This is a genomic window from Paenibacillus sp. MMO-58, assembly GCF_037146255.1.
Classification (GTDB): Bacteria; Bacillota; Bacilli; order Paenibacillales; family Paenibacillaceae; genus Pristimantibacillus.
The window spans coordinates 404,428-426,506 of record NZ_JBBCVY010000004.1; the positions used below are offsets into that span (position 1 = coordinate 404,428).

Consider the following 22,079-nt stretch of genomic DNA (forward strand, 5'->3'; position numbering starts at 1 on the left):
TGACGGGGAAGTTATCCTTTATGCGTGCTGCGGTACGCGGAAGGCGACTTCCCCATTATTTTTTTGAACAGCCGGGAGAAGTAGTAGGGGTCCTGGAAGCCGACGCGAATGCCAACGGCCTTGACGCTTTGGTCCGTCAGATCGAGGTATTGGCTGGCCAGTTGAATCTTCAGACGCAAATAATAATCGATCGGCGAATAGCCGGTCTTTTTTTTGAACAATTGGGTAAAATGGGGCACGGACAGTGCCGCTTCCGCTGCCAGCTCGGCTAGCGAGACATTATCCTCCAGATGCTCCGTCATATATTTGATCGCCTTCTCGATGTCGAGCTGCCTGCGCGGGCTTGGGGCGGCCTGGCGAAACGCGTGAACTAACCGGATTATGCCTGCCAGATGGCTGGCGAGCTGCGAGACGTAGGCGACATGATCCAGCGTATAGCCTTTCAGCAGCATCTCGTAACATTCGTCGAACAGCCCGATAATCGCCGAGGACCGCTCCACCGGGATGGGCATGGGGGCTGCTTTCCCCTGCTCGCCGAAGAAGGAGGACGCAAGCTCGCCCTTCAGATGGATCCAGTAGATGGTCCATGGCTCCTCTTCCGACGATCCGTATTCATGGGGCGTGCCGGCGGGAATGACGGTAAGCTCGCCCTTGCGTACCTCATGGCGCTTCTCGTCGTCCAGCTTGACCCATCCGCAGCCGTCCGTGCAATACATGACGATATAGGCCTCGCTTCCTTCCGGGCGGTGCCGGTAGTGATGCCGCGCGTAAGGGAAGCAGCCGATATCCGTAATGTGAAGGGGCTGGATAAGAGGATGGGCGGCATATTCGGCCAATATGTGATCGGGAAGCACGATCAGCTTCTGCGAAGGGAAGCCTTCTTCCTTTAATAGTCTATCCATGCCTTAAGATATCCTCCAATCATGCCTGTATATAAGGAGTTGCAGGTTCTAATAATCATCATATTGTCCATTATTATCATTTGATTGTCAATGGCGGTCCCTGCCATGATTGCGTACGATTAACCCATAACAATCGTACCTCGGGGAGGATGAATCAAGAATGGCTGCTGAAGTGAAAGTATGGGAGCAGACGGTAGAGCTGCCCACCTATGAAGTCGGGAAACCGGACCCTAATCCGATGTTTCTGGAGAAACGCGTCTATCAAGGAAGCTCGGGACGCGTCTATCCGCATCCCGTTATCGACAAGATTTACGACGAGAAGGTGATGAAGCCTTACCGGATCGTCTTTTTGGAAAATGAATTCGTGCAAATTCAATTGATGCCCGAGCTTGGAGGCCGGATCTACCGGGCGGTGGACAAAACGAACGATTATGATTTCGTCTACCATAACCAGGTTATCAAGCCGGCTCTGGTTGGACTTGCCGGTCCTTGGATCTCCGGCGGCATTGAGTTCAACTGGCCGCAGCATCACCGTCCGAACACCTACGGACCGGTGGAATGCGATATTCGGGAAAATGCGGACGGCAGCAAAACCGTATGGGTCGGCGAGATCGACCGGATGTACGGCACCAAGGTAACGACGGGCTTCACCCTGTTTCCGGGGAAGGCCTATCTGGAAATAAGCGCGCAGCTGTTCAACCGGACCTCCGAGCCGCAAACGTTCCTATGGTGGGCGAATCCGGCGGTTGCGGTCAACGACCATACGCAGTCCGTATTTCCACCCGACGTTCACGCCGTGTTTGACCATGGCAAGCGGGATGTATCCAAATTCCCGATCGCAACCGGGACGTATTACAAAATGGATTATTCCGAAGGAGTCGACATCTCCCGTTACCGCAACATACCGGTACCTACTTCATACATGGCGTACCGGTCGGATTACGATTTTGTCGGTGGTTATGACCACAACGTCAAAGCGGGCATTCTTCATATTGCCAACAAGCATGTGTCTCCCGGCAAAAAACAATGGACCTGGGGGCATGGCGAATTCGGCCAGGCTTGGGACCGGAACCTGACGGACGAGGACGGGCCTTACATCGAGCTGATGACGGGCGTTTATACGGATAACCAGCCGGACTTCACATGGCTGCAGCCGTACGAGGAAAAAAGCTTCAAGCAATACTTTATGCCTTACAAGGAAGTCGGCATGGTGAAAAACGCCACCATTGACGCCGCGGTCAATCTGGAAGTCGAAGGCCGGCAGGCTAGCGTAAATGCGTATGCGACTTCGGTCCACGAAAATGCCCGCATCGTACTGAAGGGGGCAGCCCGCACTTATATCGATCAGACGGCGGATTTATCGCCATCCCAGGTTTTTGCCGCAACAGTGGTTCTTGAAGAAGGGGAGCTGGAGGAAAATCTGAAGCTTGCGGTATTCGCGGAAAACGGCAAAGAGCTTGTCAGCTATCGTCCGCAGCGGAAGCAGCTGGAGAAGACGCCGGATCCGGCAAAAGCGATTGGCGAGCCGGAAGAGCTTCGCAGCACGGAGGCGCTATTCCTGGCGGCGCAGCATCTGGAACAGTACCGGCATGCTACTTACGAGCCTGATCCTTACTACTTGGAAGGACTTAAGCGTGATCCGGGAGATATTCGCCTGAACAATGCTTACGGCTTGCTGCTGCTGCGCCGCGGCCGGTTCGCGGAGAGCGAGACGTATTTCCGGCGCGCGATCGAGACGCTGACGCGGCATAATGCACGGCCATACGATGCGGAGCCGTTCTTCCATTTGGGCAAGGTGCTCAAATGGCAGGGGCGTCACGAGGAAGCGTTCGCCGCATTCTATAAGTCGGTCTGGTCCGGAGCTTGGCAGGCTGCAGGATACTTAAACCTTGCACAACTGGCTGCTGGCAACGGCAAATACGAGGAGGCGCTGGAGTTAATCGATCGTTCTCTCGATGCGCAGTATCGCAACCGCAAGGCCCGGCTGTTAAAAATGGCTCTGCTGCGCAGACTGGGACGCCTGGAAGAAGCAGGGCGGCTGGCGACGGAAACATCCGATTACGATCCGATCGACTTTGGCTCGCGCAACGAATGGATTCGCATTCACCTGCTTGAGGGCAGAGAAGAGCAAGCCTCGTCAGCGTTGGCAGCTCTCGCCGGCCTTATGCGGGATGATGCCCACAATTACATCTCGCTGGCGCAGGATTACGCGGATGCCGGATTGTACGCCGAAGCGCTTGACGTGCTGGGACGAATCGAGGAGCGTACGGCGGGCAGCGTCTATCCGATGGTGCATTATTATCAGGGCTATTACCACCATATGGCCGGAGACCATACAGCCGGCAACTACTGCTACTCGCTTGGTCAAGAGGCGAATCCAGCCTACTGCTTCCCGAATACGATTGCGGATTACATTGCTCTGACCCATGCATCCCGGATGCGCGCGGATGACGCAAGAGCGTTGTATTATCTCGGTAATCTGCTGTATGACAAGAAGCGCCACGCCGATGCCGCGGCAAGCTGGGAAGCCTCGGCCGCCATCGACGGCAATTACGCGACCGTGCACCGTAATCTCGCGCTTGCTTATTACAATAAACAGAACAAGCCGGAAGCCGCTTTGGCTTCGCTTGAGAAAGCGCATGCCTTGGCGCCGGATGACGCCCGCATTTTCTACGAGCTGGATCAGCTGTACAAGAAGCTGGCCTATACGGCGGAGCAGCGCCTGACCGTCCTGGAGCGGAATAAAGAGCTGGTGGAGCTTCGCGATGATTTGTATCTTGAATACGTAACGCTTCACAACTCGCTTGGCCGTCATGAAGAAGCGCTGAGGCTCATCTTCGCCCGCCATTTCCATCCTTGGGAGGGTGGAGAAGGAAAGGTGCCGGCTCAATACGTACTGGCCCGCGTAGAGCTGGCTAAGCAGCTTCTGGAGCAAGGGCAAGCCGGCGAAGCCATCAAACAGCTGGAAGCGGCCAAACAATATCCGTTGTCCATTAACGAGGGCAAGCTTGATGGCGCGCAAGAGAACAATATCAATTACTATCTCGGCATGGCGTACCGGATTCTCGGCAACGCTGAGCAGGCGCAGGCCTTCTGGTCGCTGGCTTCGGAAGGGCTAGACGAACCAACCAGCGCCATGTTCTACAACGACCAGCCGCCTCACATGATTTATTACCAAGGCGTGGCTTTGCGCGAGCTCGGACGCGAGCGGGAAGCCCGCAGCCGGTTCAATAAGCTGGTCGACTACGGCGAGCAGCATTTGTTCCAGCCGCAGAAGATCGATTACTTTGCGGTATCGCTACCGGACTTTCTGGTCTTCGACGAGGATCTGGACAAAAAGAACCGCATTCATTGCCACTACATGATAGCGCTTGGTCAATTAGGCTTAGGGCAGGCGGCAATAGCCGAAGAACATTTCCAAGAAGTGCTGGAGCTTGAACCGACCCACCAGGGTGCCGCTATTCATCGTTGCTTGCCGGCTTCGGCCTACATGTCATAATTTTTCGGGAGCGAGGTACAGTCTTGTCCGTGACTGCGCAGCGCTCCCTTATTTGCGGAAGCTGCTTCAATAAGAACGGGAGGTGCTTGAAGACAATGACAAGCATGCATTGGGAGAAAGTGATGTTCGAGGGTTACGAGGCGTGGAGAGGCCGTTCTTCAAAGCTGGAGTTGACGCTTATTCCGTCGCTGGGCAGCAAGGTCGTATCGCTGAAGGATGCTGCCACCCGCCGGGAGTGGTTGTCCCGCACTACGCTTCCGCTTGGCAACTTGGGTTATGCCAGTTCATTCGCGGAAGGCGACGGCAGCGGCTGGGACGAGATGTTCCCTACGGTTGACGCTTGCCGTCTGCGGCAAGCGCCGTGGGCGGATATCGATCTGCCCGATCACGGCGAGGTATGGTCGCTGGCTTGGCAATGCGGCCTGCGGGACGATCGGTTGTTTTGCGAAGTGGAAGGCCGCAGACTGCCCTACCGGTTGGAGAAGACCTACTCTTTTACGGAAGAAGGCAACTTGAGAATTGATTACATCGCACATAATCTAGGCTCCGATCCTCTCCCATTTCTCTGGGCGGCTCATCCCTTGTTTCAAGTCGAAGAGGGAATGGAAATTATCGTACCCGCAAGGCTGGAACGAATTGCGGTGTCCTACTCCCATAATCGCAGACTAGGCGATAAGGGAACGCTTCTGCCATGGCCACGGCCGCTGCCGGACGTTAGCTTAAATATCACGGAAGCGGCTGAAGCGGAAACCGCGGAGAAGTTTTATTTTGACGGCACGCTGCCGGAAGGCCGGGCTTCCTTGCATGATCCAGCCAGCGGGGAGATGCTTACGATGACCTTCCCCAAGGAGCAGGTTCCTTATTTGGCGGTATGGGCGAATTACGGCGGTTATTTGAATCAGTATCATGTCGCGCTGGAGCCGGCAACAGGCTTCCTTGACGATGCCTCCTCGGCTTGGGACGAGGGAGAAACCTCGGTTATTCCGGGTTACGGCAGGTACGAATGGTATCTTGAGCTGGAGCTTGAAAATAAACAAAACCAATAAGCAACGTCTATAACCTTTTTCTTCTCCGGGCTTTTTGTTGCCTCGCCGTTTTATTATCGGGTTCCGATTAATACAATGGGCTTAAAGAAGGTTGTCGAAGAGGGAGGAGGATTCGTAGGCATGGAGACGTTCGGCAGAGGCTGCCTCTGGCTTATTATTGGCGTGCTAGGCTTGCTGGTGCTCGCCGTCATTACCCAAAGCACGATTCATATTCCTTGGTTTATCTTTATTCCAATCGTCATTCTCGTTTTCTGGATGGCTTCGAAGAAAAACAAAAAATGAACCTTTAACATGCGGGCAGCCAGTCAGTTGATTGGCTGTTTTTCTTTGCGTCTTACTGCGCTAACGAACCTCCATATCGCTATTATCTCGAAATGATGGTATTTGGATTTGTAACGAATCCTCATATCGCTATTGTCCATAAAAACGTATTATGATGTCTTCAAGGAACCAAAAAGCGTTACGAGGTTTCGTTAGAATCGTAAAACTGTTGTTTTTTGATCGATAAGCATATGAGGTTTCGTTAGAGGGTTCACTAACGGATAATGGGAGGTAAATCTATAATGACCAGATTACAAGGGAAAATCGCTATCGTCACGGGTGTAAGTCGCCCCGGCGGAATTGGAGCCGCCATTTGCCGGGCGTTTGCCGCCGAAGGAGCCGATCTGTTCTTTACGCATCTGTATGACTACGATAAAAATATATATCCGAATGACGCCAATGAAAGCTGGCCGGATCTTTTTGCCGGGGAGCTTCATCAATCAGGTGGAAAAGTAGGACATATGGAGTTGGATCTTGCTTTGCCGGGTTCGGGTTTATTGCTGTTGGAAGAAGTGCGGAAGACCGTTGGTGTTCCGACCATTCTCGTGAATAACGCGACTTACAGCGTGGATGCAGATTTCCGGCAGTTGACCGAAGCTCTGATTGACGCGCATTGCGCGGTAAATATCAGGGGTACATTTATGTTGAGTGCCGAATTTGCCCGCATGCTTGAGGCGGAGCAATCCACCGGTGGCAAATTAGGCGGACGAATCATCAATCTTACCTCTGGCCAGGGGAAAGGGCCTATGCCCGGAAATCTTGCGTATGCGGCCACAAAAGGCGCTATTTCTATTTTTACCGAATCACTGGCCGCAGAGCTGGCACCGCTTTGCATAACCGTAAATGCTGTTGATCCCGGTCCCACTGATTCGGGCTGGATGTCCGAAGAGGTAAAGGAAGCGCTGCTGCCTCAGTTCCCTATGGGTCGGATCGGTCTTCCTGGAGATGCAGCACGTCTGATCACGTTTCTTGCAAGCGATGATTCAGAATGGATTACCGGTCAAATTATTCATTCCAGAGGCGGATTTTAAGGGTGTCAGAGCAAAACCTCATCCGTGAAATAAAACAGCAGCAGTCATCACGACTGCTGCTGTTTCGTATATCCATCCACTATTTCAACACGACGGACAATCCCGTGAAAATAACGCCAAGCGCATAAGCGCCCGCATCGGGATAACCGATGCTGCGTTCGCCGACGGTGCCGGCGCGGCCCATGCGGGCAACGATCGATTCGGTTTGTTTGGCGCCTTCGACCGCTGCTTCGGCAGCCGCAATGCCGGCAGCCTTCAGCTCGGTTCCCGCTTCCGCAGCGGATTTCCAGCTTTCCGCGTAAGGAATCAACGCGTCGATAAGCGTCTTGTCGCCTACAACGGCGCCGCGGCCAAACGATCTTTCGCCGGTTGCCTGAATGCCTTTTACTACCGCATCAAGCAGTTCCGCTACCTCGGCAACGGACAGCTCGGTTTTGCCCTCGGCATATTTGCCGCCCGCGCGGAAGGCCGAGCCCCAGATCGGGCCGGACGCACCGCCGCAATGCTCCATAATGATCAGGGAGCAGGCATGCAGGAAGCTGCCGATATCCTCGGACTCGCTCACGATATCCTTCCATTCCGCTTTCAGCTGCTTGAAGCCTTTTGCCACGCTCATGCCAAAGTCCCCGTCGCCGGCATGGGAATCCAGCTCGCAGAATGGCACTTCGTTCTCAATAATGATCTCGCTCATCTTATCAATGAGATAAGTCATATTACGGAGGGACAGCTTTCCGTTCTCGATTACGGCAAACTCTTCGCTCGTTTCAACGCGGTAAGATACGTTCTCTGCGATTGCCGCCTGCTCCTCCAATGCAACATAAGACACGTTCTCCGAGGCACCGCCGCGCACGAGGAAGGCAGGCGTATCGCATTCTTCGTTCAGCAGCTGCTTCAGCTGCTCGTCCAGCTTCATGATGGACAGGGATGCACCCGCCATATCGATGCTGGTCATGTAGTTGCCGACAAACACCTTGTTAACGGCAATGCCTTTTTCATGCAGCTCGCGCATGACGGCGTTGTTCAAGAGGTACAGCTCCTGAAGCGGAGTGCCGCCAAAGCCGTTAACCAGAACGGCAATTTCCTCGGTGGAACCGGCACTCATGCCCAGGCTGGCAAGCAGCTCCGAAACCATGCGCCTTGCCAGCTCGTTGGCGGAAATCCGCTTCTCTCTGCGGATCCCGGGCTCGCCGTGGATGCCAACGCCGTATTCCATTTCGTCTTCGCCAATCGCAAACGTAGGCGTGCCTTTCGCCGGAACCGTGCAGGAGGTAAAAGCAAACCCGATGCTGCGGACATGGGCAATCGCGTTCTCGGCCGCGGCTTTTACTTCGGCGAGATTCCGTCCCGCTTCCGCCGCCGCACCGGCAATCTTGTGAACAAGCACCGTACCGGCAACGCCGCGGCGTCCAACCGTATACAGGCTGTCTTCAACGGCAATATCGTCGTCCACTTTGACGTAATCGACCTGAATGCCGTCTTCCGCCGCAAGATGAGCGGCATTCTTGAAGTTCATCATGTCGCCGCTGTAGTTCTTGATAATAAGCAGCGTGCCTTGCTCGCTTGCCGTAGACTTGATCGCCTGATAGACCTGGATTTGGGAAGGGGAGGCGAAGACGTCGCCGCAGACCGCCGCATCCAGCATCCCTTTGCCGATAAAGCCGGCATGAGCAGGCTCGTGGCCGCTGCCGCCGCCGCTGATTAATGTCACTTTCGCGGCATTGATGTCTTTTTTCTTCATGACTTTATATTTAGAGTTGAATTCAAGACCCGGATGCGCCATCGCAAGTCCGTTACACATCTCGCGGACAAGCGTTTCCGGCTGATTGATGATCTTCTTCATCTTACGACTTCCTTCCTTGTTTGAAAGCCTGGCCGAGCTGATCGGCAACGATGATCGCAGCGGCTACCGCTTCCTCCGTAATCGGGAATGGCATAGCATGAATCGATTCTTCCGGGATGCAGGCAAGCGCCGCAACCTGTGCAAGCTCCTCGTCCGTAATGCTGTCTACGCCGATGTCGGAAAGACATACCGGCAGTCCAACCGCCGCGCAGAATGCAAGCACTTCGTTTACTTCTTCCTTTGGCGCGTTCTCCAGAACGAGCTGCGCAATCGTGCTGAAGGCAACCTTCTCGCCGTGGAAATAGTGATGCGTGCCTTCTAGCACGGTCAGACCGTTATGGATCGCATGGGCTGCCGCAAGGCCGCCGCTTTCGAAGCCAAGACCGGAGAGCAGGATGTTGGTCTCGATGATGTTCTCAAGCGCCGTCGTTACTTTATTGCTGTCGCTTGCCAATTTCGCTTGCACGCCGTCCTCGAGAAGTGTCTCATAGCAGAGCTTCGCAAGCGCAAGCGCCGCTTTGGTTCCGCGGGCGATTGGCGCCGCGCCGGCATGTACGCCGTTAGGCAGGCCGGCATTTACTTTGGAGAAGGAGCGGGAAGTTGCTCTTGCTTCAAAGTAAGTCGACAGCGCGTCGCCCATGCCGGATACGAGGAAGCGGGTAGGGGCATTCGCAATAACGGTCGTGTCGATCATAACAACGCTAGGGCTGGATTTGAAGTATGCGTAATCCTCGAAAGCCCCGTCATTCGTGTAAATAACGGCGGAATGGCTGGTTGGAGCATCGGTCGCCGCAATCGTCGGAACGATAATAAGCGCTTCGCCTTCGGCCACGCATTTAGCGGTATCGATCGCTTTGCCGCCGCCGAGTCCAATCGTGCAGGAGCAGTTTTTCTCGCGGGCAAGCTCTTTCAGCCTGGCAATCTCCTCGCGGGAGCATTCGCCGCGGAATCCGCTTTCAACCAGCGTAATATGGAATTTATTAGAAGTAAAGTCCAGCTTGTCCTTTACGCGCTTTACATCTTCGGGATGAGCAATAAGAAGGGCGGAATCGCCATACGATTGAACAAAAAAGCCGAGGTTAAGCAGTTCGTTTTCACCTTGAACGTATTTGCTTGGGCTGATAAATGCTTTTCTCATTTCGAATAACCTCCTAAAATGAATGGTCATGCAGGGTTGCTTATGCGGTAATTCATACTTCGTAATCATGAGCCATGGTAAGCTTTAGCTTACGGACTACTCTCATTATAAATTTAGGAGGCGGGACGAAGCATTGTACGATAAGCGCAAAATAAAGCAGATTACGATGGTGTTTTTATGCTCTAACCTTCCTGGAATTGTACTATTTTGTCCTGACGACGGGTTCTAGTATAATAGAGGCATCCCTTCAGGTTTGGAGCGATCCCAATGAACGCAAGATACGATCTGAAACAAATTATGGACATCGACAAATGGCATAAGCTTCAGGATTCCATGTCCCTTGTAACGAAGATGGCGATTATTACGGTCGATTACAAGGGTATCCCCGTCTCCAAGCATAGCGAATGCCAGGCATTCTGCCGCGAGGTGCGAAAGGATCCCACGTTATCGTCCTATTGCCAGAAATGCGACGCGCGCGGGGGACTCGAGGCGGTCCGGTCGAACAAGCCTTATATTTATCAATGCCATTTTCAAATTCTCGATATAGCGATTCCGATTGTAGTGGACAACCAATATATTGGCGCCGTTATGGCGGGGCAGGTAAAGCTGAGCGATCCCGATGTGCCGATTGAGCAGATCGTGACAAGGCCGCCCAATGCGGAGACGGATAAAAAGTTCAACGCTCTGCAGGAGCAGTACCGGTCGCTGCCGGTGTTGTCTTACGAGGAAGTAGAGAAAATCGCCGATATGCTGTTCCATCTATGCAACTATATCGTGGAGGAAGCGATCCGTAAGAGTGACATGCTTCAGATGTACCGTGACTCCTTGTCGCGCGAGAATCCGGCTGCCGCTCCCATTCATACGATTGATTCCTCCTATGAACATATACAAGCGCTGCAAAGCGAGCTGTCCCATACGCTGATTGAGAAAAAGCTGAAGAAATCCTCGAGCGTCTACCAGGCAGGCAACTCTATTCTGCAGCCGGCCTTTGACTATATTTTCCGCCATAAGCATGAGAATGCGGACCTCAAGGAGATGGCTGCCGTATGCCATGTCAGCCCGAGTTATTTCAGCCGGATCTTCACGAAGGAGACGGGCGAGAATTTCTCGGTGTTTGTCCCGCATCTGAAGATCGGCTGGGCGAAGGAGCTGCTTGAGACAACCGGGCTGTCCGTCAACCAGATCAGCGACGAGCTTGGCTTCGCAGACGCGGGTTATTTTATCAAGACGTTCAAAAAGTTCGAGAGTCTCACGCCTGCCGCCTACCGGAAAATCTACCGGGACAAGGCCTAATCGTTGCTTGCCTCGAAACGTCGTAACCGTTTCACCTTGTCCCTTTGTAATAAGCAGGAGAAAGCCCGACGTATTTCTTGAACACTTTGCTGAAATAATAAATATCGCTGAAGCCAACCAGCTCGGCGACCTCGCCGATGGTCATATGCGTTTTCTCCAGCAGCTCCCGGGCTCGGTTCACCCTTACTTTATTGACGTAATGCGTAATGGAGCAGCCGGTAATCTTGTTAAAGATCCGGTTCAAATAATCGAAATTGCAATCAAAGCGGGCTTCGATATCGGAGCCCGTTATTTTGTCCGGGTAATGCTGGTGGATGTAATCCAGCAGCTCGTAAGCGGTAGCCTCTCCTTTGGTGGACCGCTTCCTTGCGCTTTGCAGATGCTCCGCAAGATAAGATCGGGACAATTGGACGAACAGCTCTGCCAGCTTGAGGGCCGTCATGCTGCGGTTATAATTTTTCCGCTGGTATAGCTGCCCCATCTCATTCAGGTGATTGTACACTTGACTCCGCGCGTTTAGGTTCGCCAGGTTAAAATGCTTCGGGAAGCCATGGCTGCAGCCGGCCTCCGGTTCCTGATCCTCCAGAAAGAAGCTCCTCGCGTAACTCTCCATATCCTCGATATGTACCGTTTGAATATCCGGATGCTTGAAGTGAATGTAGTAATAGTCGCATACATGCTTCTCGAATCCTTCGTGATCCAGATTCGGCTCCAGCATAAACACGTCACCTTTACGCAATACGTAACGCTCGCCATTCTCCTCGATGTGCAGTTCTCCGCTTTTGATGATGTACAGAATATATTCGTCGACGTTCCGTTTGAAGTGAATCCAAGGGCTCGTGTAAGCCACGAATCCGAGAAACGTAACGGTAGGGACAAGCTCCATGTTTACGGCCAGCATAACATTCCCCTTTTTCTAAAAGTCGCTATTGTACAAAAAGTGTCTCGATCCGCCATTTTCAATCATTCTATCACAGGCTAATCTGATGGTGTGGTTTTAAATCCGGGAATCGTTGGGATGGTGCGTATGAGTAAATTAAAAATCGGTATTATCGGACTTGGCGGCATTGCCGACTTTCATAGCGAAGGCATACTCGCAAGCGGGGAGGCCGAGATTTGGGCGATCTGCGACGAGGATGAGAAGCGCCTTGCCGCAAGGCGCGCGCAGTGGAATATTCCCGAGGATCGTGCTTACCTCAGCTATACCGAGCTGCTTCGCAATCCGGAGGTGGATGCCGTCACCATCGGCACGCCAACCGTCAGCCACTTCGCCATTGCAATGGCAGCCATCGAGCACGGCAAGCCGTTTGCATTGGAGAAGCCGGTCGGGATGAACGCGGAGGAAGCGGCCGCCTTGCGGGCGGCTTTGCAGAATAAACCGCTGCCTCATATGATCTGCTTCTCCTACCGCTATAAAGCAGCCGCCCGATACGCCAAGCAGCTTATCGAAGAAGGAAGACTGGGCACGATCCGTCACGTTTATAGCCAATACTTGCAGGATTGGGGCATCCATGAAGATATTCCGCTTGTATGGCGGTTCGTGCAGTCAGTTACCGGATCGGGAGCCTTTGGCGACCTTGGCTGCCACATCCTGGATCTAACCCGCTTCCTGGTTGGCAATACGCAGCGCGTGATTGCCGATGCGGATACGATTATCAAGCAGCGGGATCTGCTGGACGGCTCCGGCCAAGGCGAGGTAGACGTGGATGACTTCTGCCATGTCCTCTCCCGGATGGAGGGAGGCATATCGGCTTCCATGCTGATCTCCCGTTTCGCTTACGGGCGGGGCAATTATCAGCAGATTGAAATTTACGGCTCCAGAGGCGCTCTTGTCTATACCTTGGATGCGGCAGACTCGCTTCAAGTGAAGTTCAAGGAGGAAGGCGATGAACAATTCCGGCCGGTCGACATCCCGGATCACTGCCGGACAGGTCAAATGCAGGCGTTCTTTCGCCTCTTGAGCGGCCAAGGCGACGGCATGGACGCCACGATAGAGGACGGTTATATCAATCAGTTGGCCGTAGACGCGATTATTCAATCTTTTACCGAAGAACGCTGGATCACCATTCAACAATAGGAGGCACTAACAAACATGAAGCAAATAAAAGTAACCGTATGGAACGAGTATCGCCACGAGAAGCATAACGAGCATGTAAAAGGCATCTATCCGGAAGGCATTCATAATGCCATTGGCGGATACCTGAAAACCATTGAAGGCCTTGAGGTTGGAACCGCTACGCTTGACGAGCCGGAGCATGGTCTCACGGACGAAGTACTGAATAACACCGACGTGTTGATCTGGTGGGGGCATCTGGCCCATCATGAAGTGCGGGACGATATTGCCGAGAAGGTAAGAGACCGGGTGCTGCAGGGCATGGGGCTGATCGTTCTTCACTCGGGCCATGCGTCCAAAGTGTTCGAGAAGCTGCTCGGAACAAAGACCGGCGCGCTCAAATGGCGGGATGACGGCGAGAAGGAAAGGCTTTGGGTTATTGAGCACGGTCACCCGATTGCCGACGGTCTCGGCGAATACATCGAAATTCCGAAGGAAGAGATGTACGGCGAGCGCTTCGAGATTCCGGCACCGGATGAGCTGGTGTTCATCTCCTGGTTCGAAGGCGGGGAAGTATTCCGCAGCGGTTGCTGCTACCGCAGAGGCAAAGGCAAGCTGTTCTACTTCCGTCCGGGACATGAAACGTTCCCGATTTATCATCAGCCGGAGATTCTTCACGTGATCAAAAATGCCGTAAATTGGGCAGCACCGGCACAAGGCGCGGCAGCATCCTACGGTCGCGTAGAACCATTAGAAAAAATAAGTAAATAATTTACTATTTCAAGGCGATTGACAGAAAGTTTTTCAGGGCCATATACTTTGAGGTAACCGGTTACGTAAAATGGACGGGGCAATACTTCATGGAATGAGATGGATGGTCTATGATACCGACAATCAGAGATGTTGCTAGAGAAGCCAATGTATCAATCGCCACTGTTTCCAGGGTTCTAAACGGATTAACAGGCTATTCCGATAAAACCAAACAAAAGGTGATTAAGACAATAGAGGATATGGGTTATCATCCAAACGCCATAGCGCGTTACCTGAACAACAGGCGCACCCAGACGATTGGAGTGATGTTCCCCGCCGTTACCAACGAGTTCGCATCGGCCGTTCTGCAGGGGATCGAAGAGTATGCGCTGGAGCGGGGCTACAGCGTGCTTGTATGCAATACGGCGGTAGACGGGAACCGGACGATGAAGTATCTGCAGGTGCTTCGGGAACGGCAGATCGACGGCATTATTTTTGCAAGCGAAGTGCTTAAGCATGAATACAAGCAGATGCTGGATACGATGCAGGTGCCGATTGTGCTCGTCTCCTCCGAGAATGAGGATCCGAAGGTTCCGTTTGTGAAGGTCGATGACCGGCAGGCCTCGTACGATGCGGTACGTTATCTGATCGACAAGGGACATAAGGATATCGCGATGATCGCCGGCACGGCGGAGGATCCGATCGCGGGCATACCAAGATTGCAGGGCTATAAGGATGCCTTGTGTGACAAAGGAATTCCGTTCCGCAGCTCGCGGGTTGCTTACGGGGATTTCCATTATGACAGCGGACAGGCGGCGATGGAGACGCTGCTGGAGCAAGAGCGCGGGATAACGGCCGTATTTGCCGCTAGCGACGAAATGGCCGTTGGAGCCATGAATGCCGCTATGCGGCAAGGCATCCGGGTGCCTGAGGATTTGTCCGTGATCGGCTACGATAATATCCGGCTGTCGAGGATGGTTTACCCGGCGCTGACGACAGTTGGGCAGCCGTTGCTGCAGTTAGGCCGCGATGCGGTCGACAAGGTCATTACGATGATTGAAACGGGAAAGATCGTCCCGAGCTTTATTGTTCCGCATGAGATTGTGGAAAGGCAGACGGTCAAGGATTTGCGTACATAAAACAGAAAATGCGTGGCGGGCCAGTGTAACGGGTCTGTCACGCATTTTCTGCTCTTAGATTGGGTGCGGGAGGTTCCACCATGTTTGGAAAATCCATGAAAAAAACGAAAAAGCTAAGCTCGCGGTTTGTCCTGCTGTTCTCGGCCGTCACCCTGCCGCTCCTGCTTATTCTGTTTGCTGCCGGTCATTACGCACAGGATGTCGTGCTTACGCAGGTGGCGAATTCCTATCAGAATCTGGTGAATTCCAATCTGAATATGATCGACCGCAGTCTGGACGATATAACGACGAATATGGTCTACAACGTGGACCATGATGAGAACTTTCAGAAGTTCGGACAGATTGGGCTGTCGGATTCCGAATACTATTTTGCCCAGATGGAGCTGATCCAGAGAAATTCGGCTTACCGCTCCTATTACCATACGGTAGACATGTTCTACGTGTATTCGAAGCCCAATAACGTTCTGGCGACAACCAATGTCATATCGGACACCGACCATGACCAGGTGAGCAGCTGGATTACGCAGACCCTGAATAACGCCGAAGAGCTGCATCCGCTTCTGTATCAATGGAAGATCGTCAAGATTGGGCAGGACTATTATTTGCACAGGGTCGTCAGCGATGATACGACCAATAACGCTTATATCGGCGCTTTGATCAGCATGAATACGTTAAAGCTGCCTCTTAAGGATGTGCGGACGGGCGGCGACGTGCTGTTTGCCGGAGAAGACGGGATGATTCTGTCCAAGCCGTCAGGCAGCTTAAGCAAGGATTTTCGGCTTCCGGCCGATAAGCTGGCCAGGAATACGTCCTTCTCCTATTCGGACGGAGGCAAGAAGCTGTTTGTCATTACGAGCAAGTCGCCGCTCAGCGGGATCAGCATGGCCGTGGTTCTGCCGTATTCGGATCTCTTGAAAGGGCTGAAGCAATTCCAGACGATTATAAATTTGCTTCCGCTGTTTGTCCTGATTATTCTGCTTGTCTATCTCTTTGTATTCCGGCGCATAATCCTGGCCCCGATCCTCCAGCTGCTTGGCACCATCCGGCGGGTGAAGGACGGGGATATGGAGATGAAGCTGCCGGATTCGCCGATTACCGAGTTTGCGATAATTAATCATACCTTTAACAACATGATGGACGAGATCAAGGATCTTAAGATCGACGTGTACGAGGAGCGACTGAACGCGCAGAAGGCGGAGCTGAAGCATCTGCAGACGCAGATCAATCCGCATTTTTTCCTCAATACGATGAACATTATTTTTCAATTGGCGGATTTGAAAAGATACGAGCTGGTGAAGAAGACGGTCCGCCATATGGTCGGCTACTTCCGGTTTATGCTGGGTACAAGCCGGGATACGATCACGCTGTCGCAGGAGCTTGAGCATATCCGCAACTATTTGGAGATTCAGAAGATGCGGTATCAGGATACCTTCGAATTCGAGATCGGGTGCGCGGAGGAGCTTCTGGATGCCCGTATTCCTTCGCTGCTCGTGCAGCCGTTTGCGGAAAATGCGATGATTCACGGCATGAGCGTCAAAGGAGAGCCTTTCCTGCTTCAAATCACGGCCTTGCGGGACGCCGAGGACTCCGGCCTGATGCAGATTGAAGTGAAGGATAACGGCAGAGGCTTAAGCGAGGAGCGGATGGAGGAGCTGGCATCGGAGCAATACAAGCCCTCCTCGGATGACAATCATATCGGAATCTGGAATGTGAAGAAGCGGGCGGCGATGCGTTACGGCAGCCTGGCCCGGATCAGCTTCCGGCCAAACGAACCAAAAGGATTAGCCATACGGCTGACTTTACCTATCGATCATACAAAGGAGCGGGATGAACATGGCGCGGATGCTGGTCGTTGACGACGAGAAATTTGCGGTGGACGGCATTTGCGAATGCAACGATTGGTCTACGCTGGGCATTGAAGCCGTGTTTACCGCCAATCACGCCGATGCCGCAAGAACAATCATGAAGGAGCACCGCATCGATATTCTCGTCTGCGATATCGAGATGCCCGACGAGGATGGATTGTCGCTGGTCCGCTGGGTGAAACAGCATTCCCCGCATACCGAGTCTCTGTTTCTTACGTGCCATTCGGAGTTTACTTACGCCAAGCAGGCGGTTAACCTCGGCAGCTTCGATTATTTGCTGAAGCCGGTCGACGGCCAGGAGCTGGTGCAGGCGGTCTCCTTAATGCTTCAAGCTGTTAGAGAGAAGGAAGAGAGCGTACAGCATCATGCCGAGTACCGCAAATACGCGGAGCTGTGGCGCAAGCAGCAGCCGCTGCTCGCCGAACGTTTCTGGCAGGATATGTTGTCGAGGCGTCAGCTGTCGTTCGGCGATTTTCTTGAGCGGGGACTGAAGGATGCCCAAATCGAGCTGGAAGCGGACGGCAGAGTGATGCCCATTCTCATCAGCATCGAAGAATGGCATAAGCCGCTTGATGCGCGGGATCAGGAGATTATGGAGTACGCGGTGAAAAAAGCCGCCGGAGAGCTGTTCCTCTCAGGCTGCGCCGGGGATGTGATTACGGACCGGAGCGGCGTGATGTTCGCGATGGTCTATACGGGAGGAGCCGCCCGGTCCGCGGGCAGCTGGACCGAGATCTGCAGAAGGTTCATCGAAGTATGCCGAACCTATTTCTACTGCCAGATCACCTGTTATATCGGAAAGTTCGTCAGCCTGCAGGAAGTGTCCGGGTTATGCGAAGGGCTGAAGGACAAGGAGCGTCATAACGTCAAGGAATCGCAGTCGGTCATTATGTACGTGCCGCAAGGCAGTGCGGCCGCGCCGCTGCTTGTGCCGGACAATATTAACGTAACGGAATGGTCGTCCTATATGCTGAACAAGGAACGGGACAAGGTGATCTCCTTGATTAACCGGAGCGTGGATAAGCTGGAAGCGGGTCAAATTCATCAGAACCAGTTGGAGACCTACCATCTGGACACGCTGCAGGTCGTTTACGGCTTTATGCACGTAAAGGGAATGAGCCCAAGCCAGGTGCCCAACTTCCCGCTGTGGGCATCGGCTCAAATCCGCAGCTTGTCCCAATACAGGCATTGGGCGGAAAATATCGTCTCTGCCGTCATGGATGCGGCCTTTACTGCATTAGAGAGCAACAGCGTGGTGCAGAAGTCGGTTCAGTATATGAAAGAGAACGTGGAGGAGGACATCTCCCGCGAGGATGTCGCCGCGCATGTCGGTTTGAATCCGGCTTATTTGTCCCGCCTGTTCAAGAAGGAGACCGGGCAGAACCTGATTGATTACCTCATCGAGACGAAGATGGCAAGAGCCAGACAGCTGCTCGATACGACGGGAATGACGGTCAGCGCAATCGCGCAGCAGGTCGGATATTCGAATTTTTCGCATTTTACGAAGATGTTCAAGAAGCAATACGGGGTTAATCCGCAAGAATACCGCAATGTCACAAAACGACTAGACTGAGGTTACAAAAACGGTAGGGGGGTCTGCCGGGCGGCCGTATACTTAGGACATACAAACAACAAGAAGGTGAAACACATGCCCGTGCTGCGACGGCTGCTGAAGCATCGCGCCTTGATTATTCTCGCGATACCGGGGATTATCATGCTATTTATCAACAACTATCTTCCGATGTTCGGCATTTTCCTGGCGTTCAAGGATCTGAACTATACGAAGGGCGTATGGGGCAGCGATTGGGTAGGACTGCAGAACTTCAAGTTCTTGTTTGCCTCCAATGACGCATGGATGATCATTAAGCACACGATTTTGTACAATGTCGCTTTCCTTGTCATCAATACGGCATTGGCCGTACTGCTTGCGATTCTGCTCAATGAGGTCAGGCGGAAGGTGCTGTCGAAGTTTTTCCAGAGTGCCGCCATTCTTCCGAATTTTGTATCGATGGTTATCGTTGGTTACCTCGTCTACGGCTTCCTGAATCCGGAGCTTGGTTTTATTAACAAATCGATTCTCGAACCGATGGGCAAGGAGACGATTGCTTGGTATGCGGAGCCGAAATATTGGCCGTATATCCTCACGATCGTCAATACGTGGAAGACGGTCGGCTATTCCGCCATCGTCTATCTGGCCGCGATTGTTGGGATCGACCAAGAGTATTACGAAGCTGCCCGCATTGACGGGGCGAGCAAATGGAAGCAGATGACCGGCATAACCGTACCGCTCATCACGCCGGTCATTATTATTCTGACGCTGCTTGCGGTAGGCCGTATCTTTAATGCGGATTTTGGTTTGTTCTACCAAGCAACGATGGCTTCGGGGATGCTGAAGGAAACAACCGAGGTTATCGATACCTACGTCTACAACGCTTTGCTGGTAACCGGCGATACGGGGCTCGCATCGTCCGCAGGTCTTCTTCAATCGGTCGTTGGCTTTGTGCTTGTCCTTACGGTCAACTATATCGTGAAGAAATTCAGCAAAGAAAACGCGTTGTTCTAGGGGGCCAAGCATGAAGACGAATAATCGCACAAACCCGTTTATCCTGTTGTTCTTAACCTTGTTCAGTTTGTCTTGTCTCATTCCGTTCTGGCTCGTTTTTATGGTATCGGTGACCAATGAGAACGATCTGACGCGAAACGGCTACACGTTCTGGCCTAAGCATTTCGACTGGGAAGCCTACCGTTACCTGATCCATGATTCCGCGAATATCGCGAGAGCGTACGGGGTAACGATCACGGTTACGCTTACCGGCGTTGTCATCAGTCTGCTGATTACCTCAGCTATGGCTTACGCATTGTCTCGAACTGAGTTTCCGTATCGGAATGCACTAGGTTTCTATGTATTCTTCACGATGCTGTTCTCCGGCGGACTGCTGCCTTGGTATCTGGTTTATACCCGGTTCCTTCATGTGCAGGATACGCTGCTTGCGCTTATCATACCGGGGTTAATCGGCGGCTTCAACGTCTTTATTATCCGGACGTTCTTTACGAACAGCATTCCGCCGTCCCTTGTCGAGTCGGCCAAGATTGACGGCGCGAGCGAGTACCGGACGTACTTCAGCATCATATTGCCGCTGTCCCTGCCGGTTATGGCCACGATCGGGCTGTTCACTATCGTATCCTACTGGAACGACTGGTTCACAAGCCTGGTGTTTATCAATAACGAGAAGCTGTACTCCTTGCAGTATCTGCTTAATAAAACGCTGATGAACGCTTCGTTCCTGCAAAGCATCGCGAACAAGGCCTACAGCAATACCGCCAATGTGACGCAGCCGCTGGAATCGATCCGGATGGCGATGGCAATGGTGGCGATCGGCCCGCTTGTGTTCGTGTTTCCGTTCCTGCAGAAGTATTTCGTCAAAGGGCTGACGGTAGGCGCAGTCAAAGGCTAAGTCCGAACTCGCTTCGGTTTAGTATACAGAACTTAAGCTTGATCATTTTGGGGAGGTCACTTTAATGAAAAGGTTTAGACACAGCTCGCTTGTTCTTCTGACGCTTATCCTTGCGATTGCGTTTGCCGCAACGGGATGCTCGTCGACGAACAAAGCCTCAAACGGCAACAAGGAAGAGAGTACGGCTTCGAGCTCGGCGAATACTTCGGCGGAACCTGCGAATAACGCAGCGAAGGCGCTTGATCCTTACGAGGTCGTGATGGTGTACCCGGACGCGCCGCAAGCCGATCTGGCCAGCGTGCAGACCGGAATGAACGATTATTTGAAGCAAACGTACCCGGAATTAAATATGACGGTGAAGCTGAATCCGATTGACTGGGGCGCTTGGAACGACAAGACGAACCTTATGATGGCGTCCAACGAGAAGTTCGACCTGCTGTTCACGGCCGACTGGTTAGGCTATAACCAGCAGGTATTGAAGGGCGGATTGCTCCCGCTTGACGATCTGCTTGCCCAATACGGCCCGGATATCGAGGCGGTAGAAAAGGATTACCACGAGCCCGCCAAACGCGGCGGCAAGCTGTACGGCATTCATACGCATCAGGAGCTGGGCGGCTCGCAAGGCGTCTATCTCGACAAAGCGCTTGTCGACAAATACAACATGGACTTATCCGCTCTGAAATCCGGCAAAGTAGAAGATCTGGAGCCGTTGCTTCAAATCATTAAAGATAATGAGCCGGGCGTAACGCCGCTGGCGGCGCCAAGCTTCCCGCTTGAAGCTTACTATTCGTCGGGCACGCTGGATACAATCTCGAGCGTAGCGGCGGTAAACACGTTAAATACGGATCCGAAAAGCCTTGATGTCATTAATTCTTTTGAAACGCCTCGTTACAAGGAGCTTGCAGACTTGACCCACAAATGGTTCAAAGCGGGCTTTATTAACAAAGACGCGTTGACTCCGGGGCTTGATGCGTGGAAGAAAATCCAGGCTGGCAAAGCTTTTGCGCTGGTAGGCGATATGGAGATTTTGGCTAACATGGAGATTGGCTCGGTAGCTAAAGCGCCTAACGCATCTATTAAAGCCGGCCATGAAATGATTCAGATCCCGTTAAACGTCGACAGACTGCAAACCGGCAAAATGACGGCGACGATGCAGGCCATTTCCAAAACGTCGAAAGACCCGGCCCGCGCCATGATGCTGCTGAATCTGTTCTTTAAGGATCAAAAGCTTCTGACGCTGTTCAACTTCGGCGTAGAGGGTAAGCATTACGTGCTGAAGAACGGCCAAATCGCGCTGCCTGACGGCAAAACAACAAATGACGTGGGCTTCTATCACGATATTATGTGGCAGATCGGCAACCAGATGCTGAACTACACCCGTGAAGGCGAAGACCCGAACAAATATCAGAACTACGAGAAGTTTAACGAGATGGTCTCGAGCCGTCCGGCCCGCACGTTTGGCTTTATCTTTGATCCGGAACCGGTGAAGAACGAGATTATCGCTATCGACAATGCCAACAAAGCTTTTGTGGACGGACTGAAATCCGGCCAGCTGGATCCGGAGGAGAACATTCCGAAATTGCTCGAGAAGCAAAAAGCGGCAGGCGTGGACAAAGTCATCGCCGAAGCGCAAAAACAGCTTGACGCGTGGCGCGCGGCAAACGGCAAATAAGCAGCAACACGAAGGGTATAATCCAAAGCGGTTATACCCTTCTTATTTGAACGGCAGATAAAACAGGAGAGCAAT

General features: G+C 52.8%; 17 protein-coding genes. 13 read left to right on the plus strand and 4 right to left on the minus strand.

The window, feature by feature from the left end; genetic code table 11:
* Positions 1-11 precede the first annotated feature (11 nt).
* Positions 12-902: an AraC family transcriptional regulator gene (locus WFJ73_RS15335; protein WP_336773894.1), complete on the minus strand. Its 891-nt coding sequence runs from the start codon at positions 900-902 to the stop codon at positions 12-14.
* 160 nt (positions 903-1,062) lie between these two features.
* Between WFJ73_RS15335 and WFJ73_RS15340 the strand changes: the two genes are divergently transcribed.
* The 4 genes from WFJ73_RS15340 to WFJ73_RS15355 all read left to right on the plus strand — a co-directional run bounded on the left by WFJ73_RS15340 (position 1,063) and on the right by WFJ73_RS15355 (position 6,799).
* The gene (locus WFJ73_RS15340; protein WP_336773895.1) at positions 1,063-4,401 is read left to right on the plus strand and encodes a DUF5107 domain-containing protein; all 3,339 of its coding nucleotides are present in this window, start codon (positions 1,063-1,065) and stop codon (positions 4,399-4,401) included.
* Positions 4,402-4,496: 95 nt separating this feature from the next.
* Positions 4,497-5,447: a hypothetical protein gene (locus WFJ73_RS15345; RefSeq protein WP_336773896.1), complete on the plus strand. Its 951-nt coding sequence runs from the start codon at positions 4,497-4,499 to the stop codon at positions 5,445-5,447.
* A gap of 120 nt (positions 5,448-5,567) precedes the next feature.
* Positions 5,568-5,729 (plus strand): hypothetical protein, encoded by a 162-nt coding sequence (locus WFJ73_RS15350; protein ID WP_336773897.1) that lies wholly within the window; start codon positions 5,568-5,570, stop codon positions 5,727-5,729.
* A gap of 281 nt (positions 5,730-6,010) precedes the next feature.
* A complete protein-coding gene (locus tag WFJ73_RS15355) occupies positions 6,011-6,799 on the plus strand; it encodes an SDR family oxidoreductase (protein WP_336773898.1) in 789 nt (262 codons plus the stop codon).
* Positions 6,800-6,878: 79 nt separating this feature from the next.
* Here WFJ73_RS15355 and dhaK read toward each other — a convergent pair whose 3' ends face one another.
* Positions 6,879-8,639: a dihydroxyacetone kinase subunit DhaK gene (dhaK, locus tag WFJ73_RS15360; RefSeq protein ID WP_336773899.1), complete on the minus strand. Its 1,761-nt coding sequence runs from the start codon at positions 8,637-8,639 to the stop codon at positions 6,879-6,881.
* A gap of 1 nt (position 8,640) precedes the next feature.
* Positions 8,641-9,777 carry a glycerol dehydrogenase gene (locus tag WFJ73_RS15365; protein WP_336773900.1) on the minus strand — a complete coding sequence of 379 codons (1,137 nt, stop codon included), beginning with the start codon at positions 9,775-9,777 and terminating at the stop codon, positions 8,641-8,643.
* Between the two features lie 267 nt (positions 9,778-10,044).
* Between WFJ73_RS15365 and WFJ73_RS15370 the strand changes: the two genes are divergently transcribed.
* Positions 10,045-11,070 carry a PocR ligand-binding domain-containing protein gene (locus tag WFJ73_RS15370; protein WP_336773901.1) on the plus strand — a complete coding sequence of 342 codons (1,026 nt, stop codon included), beginning with the start codon at positions 10,045-10,047 and terminating at the stop codon, positions 11,068-11,070.
* A gap of 31 nt (positions 11,071-11,101) precedes the next feature.
* Here WFJ73_RS15370 and WFJ73_RS15375 read toward each other — a convergent pair whose 3' ends face one another.
* Positions 11,102-11,971, minus strand: coding sequence for a helix-turn-helix transcriptional regulator (locus WFJ73_RS15375; protein ID WP_336773902.1), 870 nt, complete (start codon positions 11,969-11,971; stop codon positions 11,102-11,104).
* Between the two features lie 126 nt (positions 11,972-12,097).
* On the opposite strand from WFJ73_RS15375, the gene WFJ73_RS15380 reads away from it, so the two are divergent.
* From WFJ73_RS15380 to WFJ73_RS15415, 8 genes are all read left to right on the plus strand, one after another.
* Positions 12,098-13,147, plus strand: a complete 1,050-nt coding sequence (locus WFJ73_RS15380) for a Gfo/Idh/MocA family protein (RefSeq protein ID WP_336773903.1) — start codon at positions 12,098-12,100, stop codon at positions 13,145-13,147.
* Between the two features lie 15 nt (positions 13,148-13,162).
* Positions 13,163-13,894, plus strand: coding sequence for a ThuA domain-containing protein (locus tag WFJ73_RS15385; RefSeq protein WP_336773904.1), 732 nt, complete (start codon positions 13,163-13,165; stop codon positions 13,892-13,894).
* A 110-nt stretch (positions 13,895-14,004) separates the two neighbouring features.
* The gene (locus WFJ73_RS15390; protein ID WP_336773905.1) at positions 14,005-15,012 is read left to right on the plus strand and encodes a LacI family DNA-binding transcriptional regulator; all 1,008 of its coding nucleotides are present in this window, start codon (positions 14,005-14,007) and stop codon (positions 15,010-15,012) included.
* Between the two features lie 80 nt (positions 15,013-15,092).
* Positions 15,093-16,868, plus strand: a complete 1,776-nt coding sequence (locus WFJ73_RS15395) for a sensor histidine kinase (RefSeq protein ID WP_336773906.1) — start codon at positions 15,093-15,095, stop codon at positions 16,866-16,868.
* Positions 16,846-18,450, plus strand: a complete 1,605-nt coding sequence (locus tag WFJ73_RS15400; RefSeq protein ID WP_336773907.1) for a response regulator transcription factor — start codon at positions 16,846-16,848, stop codon at positions 18,448-18,450. Before WFJ73_RS15395 ends, WFJ73_RS15400 begins: the two co-directional genes overlap by 23 nt.
* A 75-nt stretch (positions 18,451-18,525) precedes the next feature.
* Entirely contained in the window at positions 18,526-19,440 is a 915-nt protein-coding gene (locus WFJ73_RS15405) for an ABC transporter permease (protein WP_127491635.1), read from the plus strand.
* A 10-nt stretch (positions 19,441-19,450) separates the two neighbouring features.
* Positions 19,451-20,332: a carbohydrate ABC transporter permease gene (locus WFJ73_RS15410; RefSeq protein ID WP_127491633.1), complete on the plus strand. Its 882-nt coding sequence runs from the start codon at positions 19,451-19,453 to the stop codon at positions 20,330-20,332.
* Between the two features lie 64 nt (positions 20,333-20,396).
* Entirely contained in the window at positions 20,397-22,004 is a 1,608-nt protein-coding gene (locus tag WFJ73_RS15415) for an ABC transporter substrate-binding protein (protein ID WP_336773908.1), read from the plus strand.
* Positions 22,005-22,079 lie beyond the last annotated feature (75 nt).

Excerpts from the sequence above, each read along its gene's own strand:
- WFJ73_RS15335 (WP_336773894.1), bottom strand. The coding sequence starts at position 902 with ATGGATAGACTATTAAAGGAAGAAGGCTTCCCTTCGCAGAAGCTGATC.
- WFJ73_RS15340 (WP_336773895.1), top strand. The coding sequence starts at position 1,063 with ATGGCTGCTGAAGTGAAAGTATGGGAGCAGACGGTAGAGCTGCCCACC.
- WFJ73_RS15345 (WP_336773896.1), top strand. The coding sequence starts at position 4,497 with ATGACAAGCATGCATTGGGAGAAAGTGATGTTCGAGGGTTACGAGGCG.
- WFJ73_RS15350 (WP_336773897.1), top strand. The coding sequence starts at position 5,568 with ATGGAGACGTTCGGCAGAGGCTGCCTCTGGCTTATTATTGGCGTGCTA.
- WFJ73_RS15355 (WP_336773898.1), top strand. The coding sequence starts at position 6,011 with ATGACCAGATTACAAGGGAAAATCGCTATCGTCACGGGTGTAAGTCGC.
- dhaK (WP_336773899.1), bottom strand. The coding sequence starts at position 8,639 with ATGAAGAAGATCATCAATCAGCCGGAAACGCTTGTCCGCGAGATGTGT.
- WFJ73_RS15365 (WP_336773900.1), bottom strand. The coding sequence starts at position 9,777 with ATGAGAAAAGCATTTATCAGCCCAAGCAAATACGTTCAAGGTGAAAAC.
- WFJ73_RS15370 (WP_336773901.1), top strand. The coding sequence starts at position 10,045 with ATGAACGCAAGATACGATCTGAAACAAATTATGGACATCGACAAATGG.
- WFJ73_RS15375 (WP_336773902.1), bottom strand. The coding sequence starts at position 11,971 with ATGCTGGCCGTAAACATGGAGCTTGTCCCTACCGTTACGTTTCTCGGA.
- WFJ73_RS15380 (WP_336773903.1), top strand. The coding sequence starts at position 12,098 with ATGAGTAAATTAAAAATCGGTATTATCGGACTTGGCGGCATTGCCGAC.
- WFJ73_RS15385 (WP_336773904.1), top strand. The coding sequence starts at position 13,163 with ATGAAGCAAATAAAAGTAACCGTATGGAACGAGTATCGCCACGAGAAG.
- WFJ73_RS15390 (WP_336773905.1), top strand. The coding sequence starts at position 14,005 with ATGATACCGACAATCAGAGATGTTGCTAGAGAAGCCAATGTATCAATC.
- WFJ73_RS15395 (WP_336773906.1), top strand. The coding sequence starts at position 15,093 with ATGTTTGGAAAATCCATGAAAAAAACGAAAAAGCTAAGCTCGCGGTTT.
- WFJ73_RS15400 (WP_336773907.1), top strand. The coding sequence starts at position 16,846 with ATGGCGCGGATGCTGGTCGTTGACGACGAGAAATTTGCGGTGGACGGC.
- WFJ73_RS15405 (WP_127491635.1), top strand. The coding sequence starts at position 18,526 with ATGCCCGTGCTGCGACGGCTGCTGAAGCATCGCGCCTTGATTATTCTC.
- WFJ73_RS15410 (WP_127491633.1), top strand. The coding sequence starts at position 19,451 with ATGAAGACGAATAATCGCACAAACCCGTTTATCCTGTTGTTCTTAACC.
- WFJ73_RS15415 (WP_336773908.1), top strand. The coding sequence starts at position 20,397 with ATGAAAAGGTTTAGACACAGCTCGCTTGTTCTTCTGACGCTTATCCTT.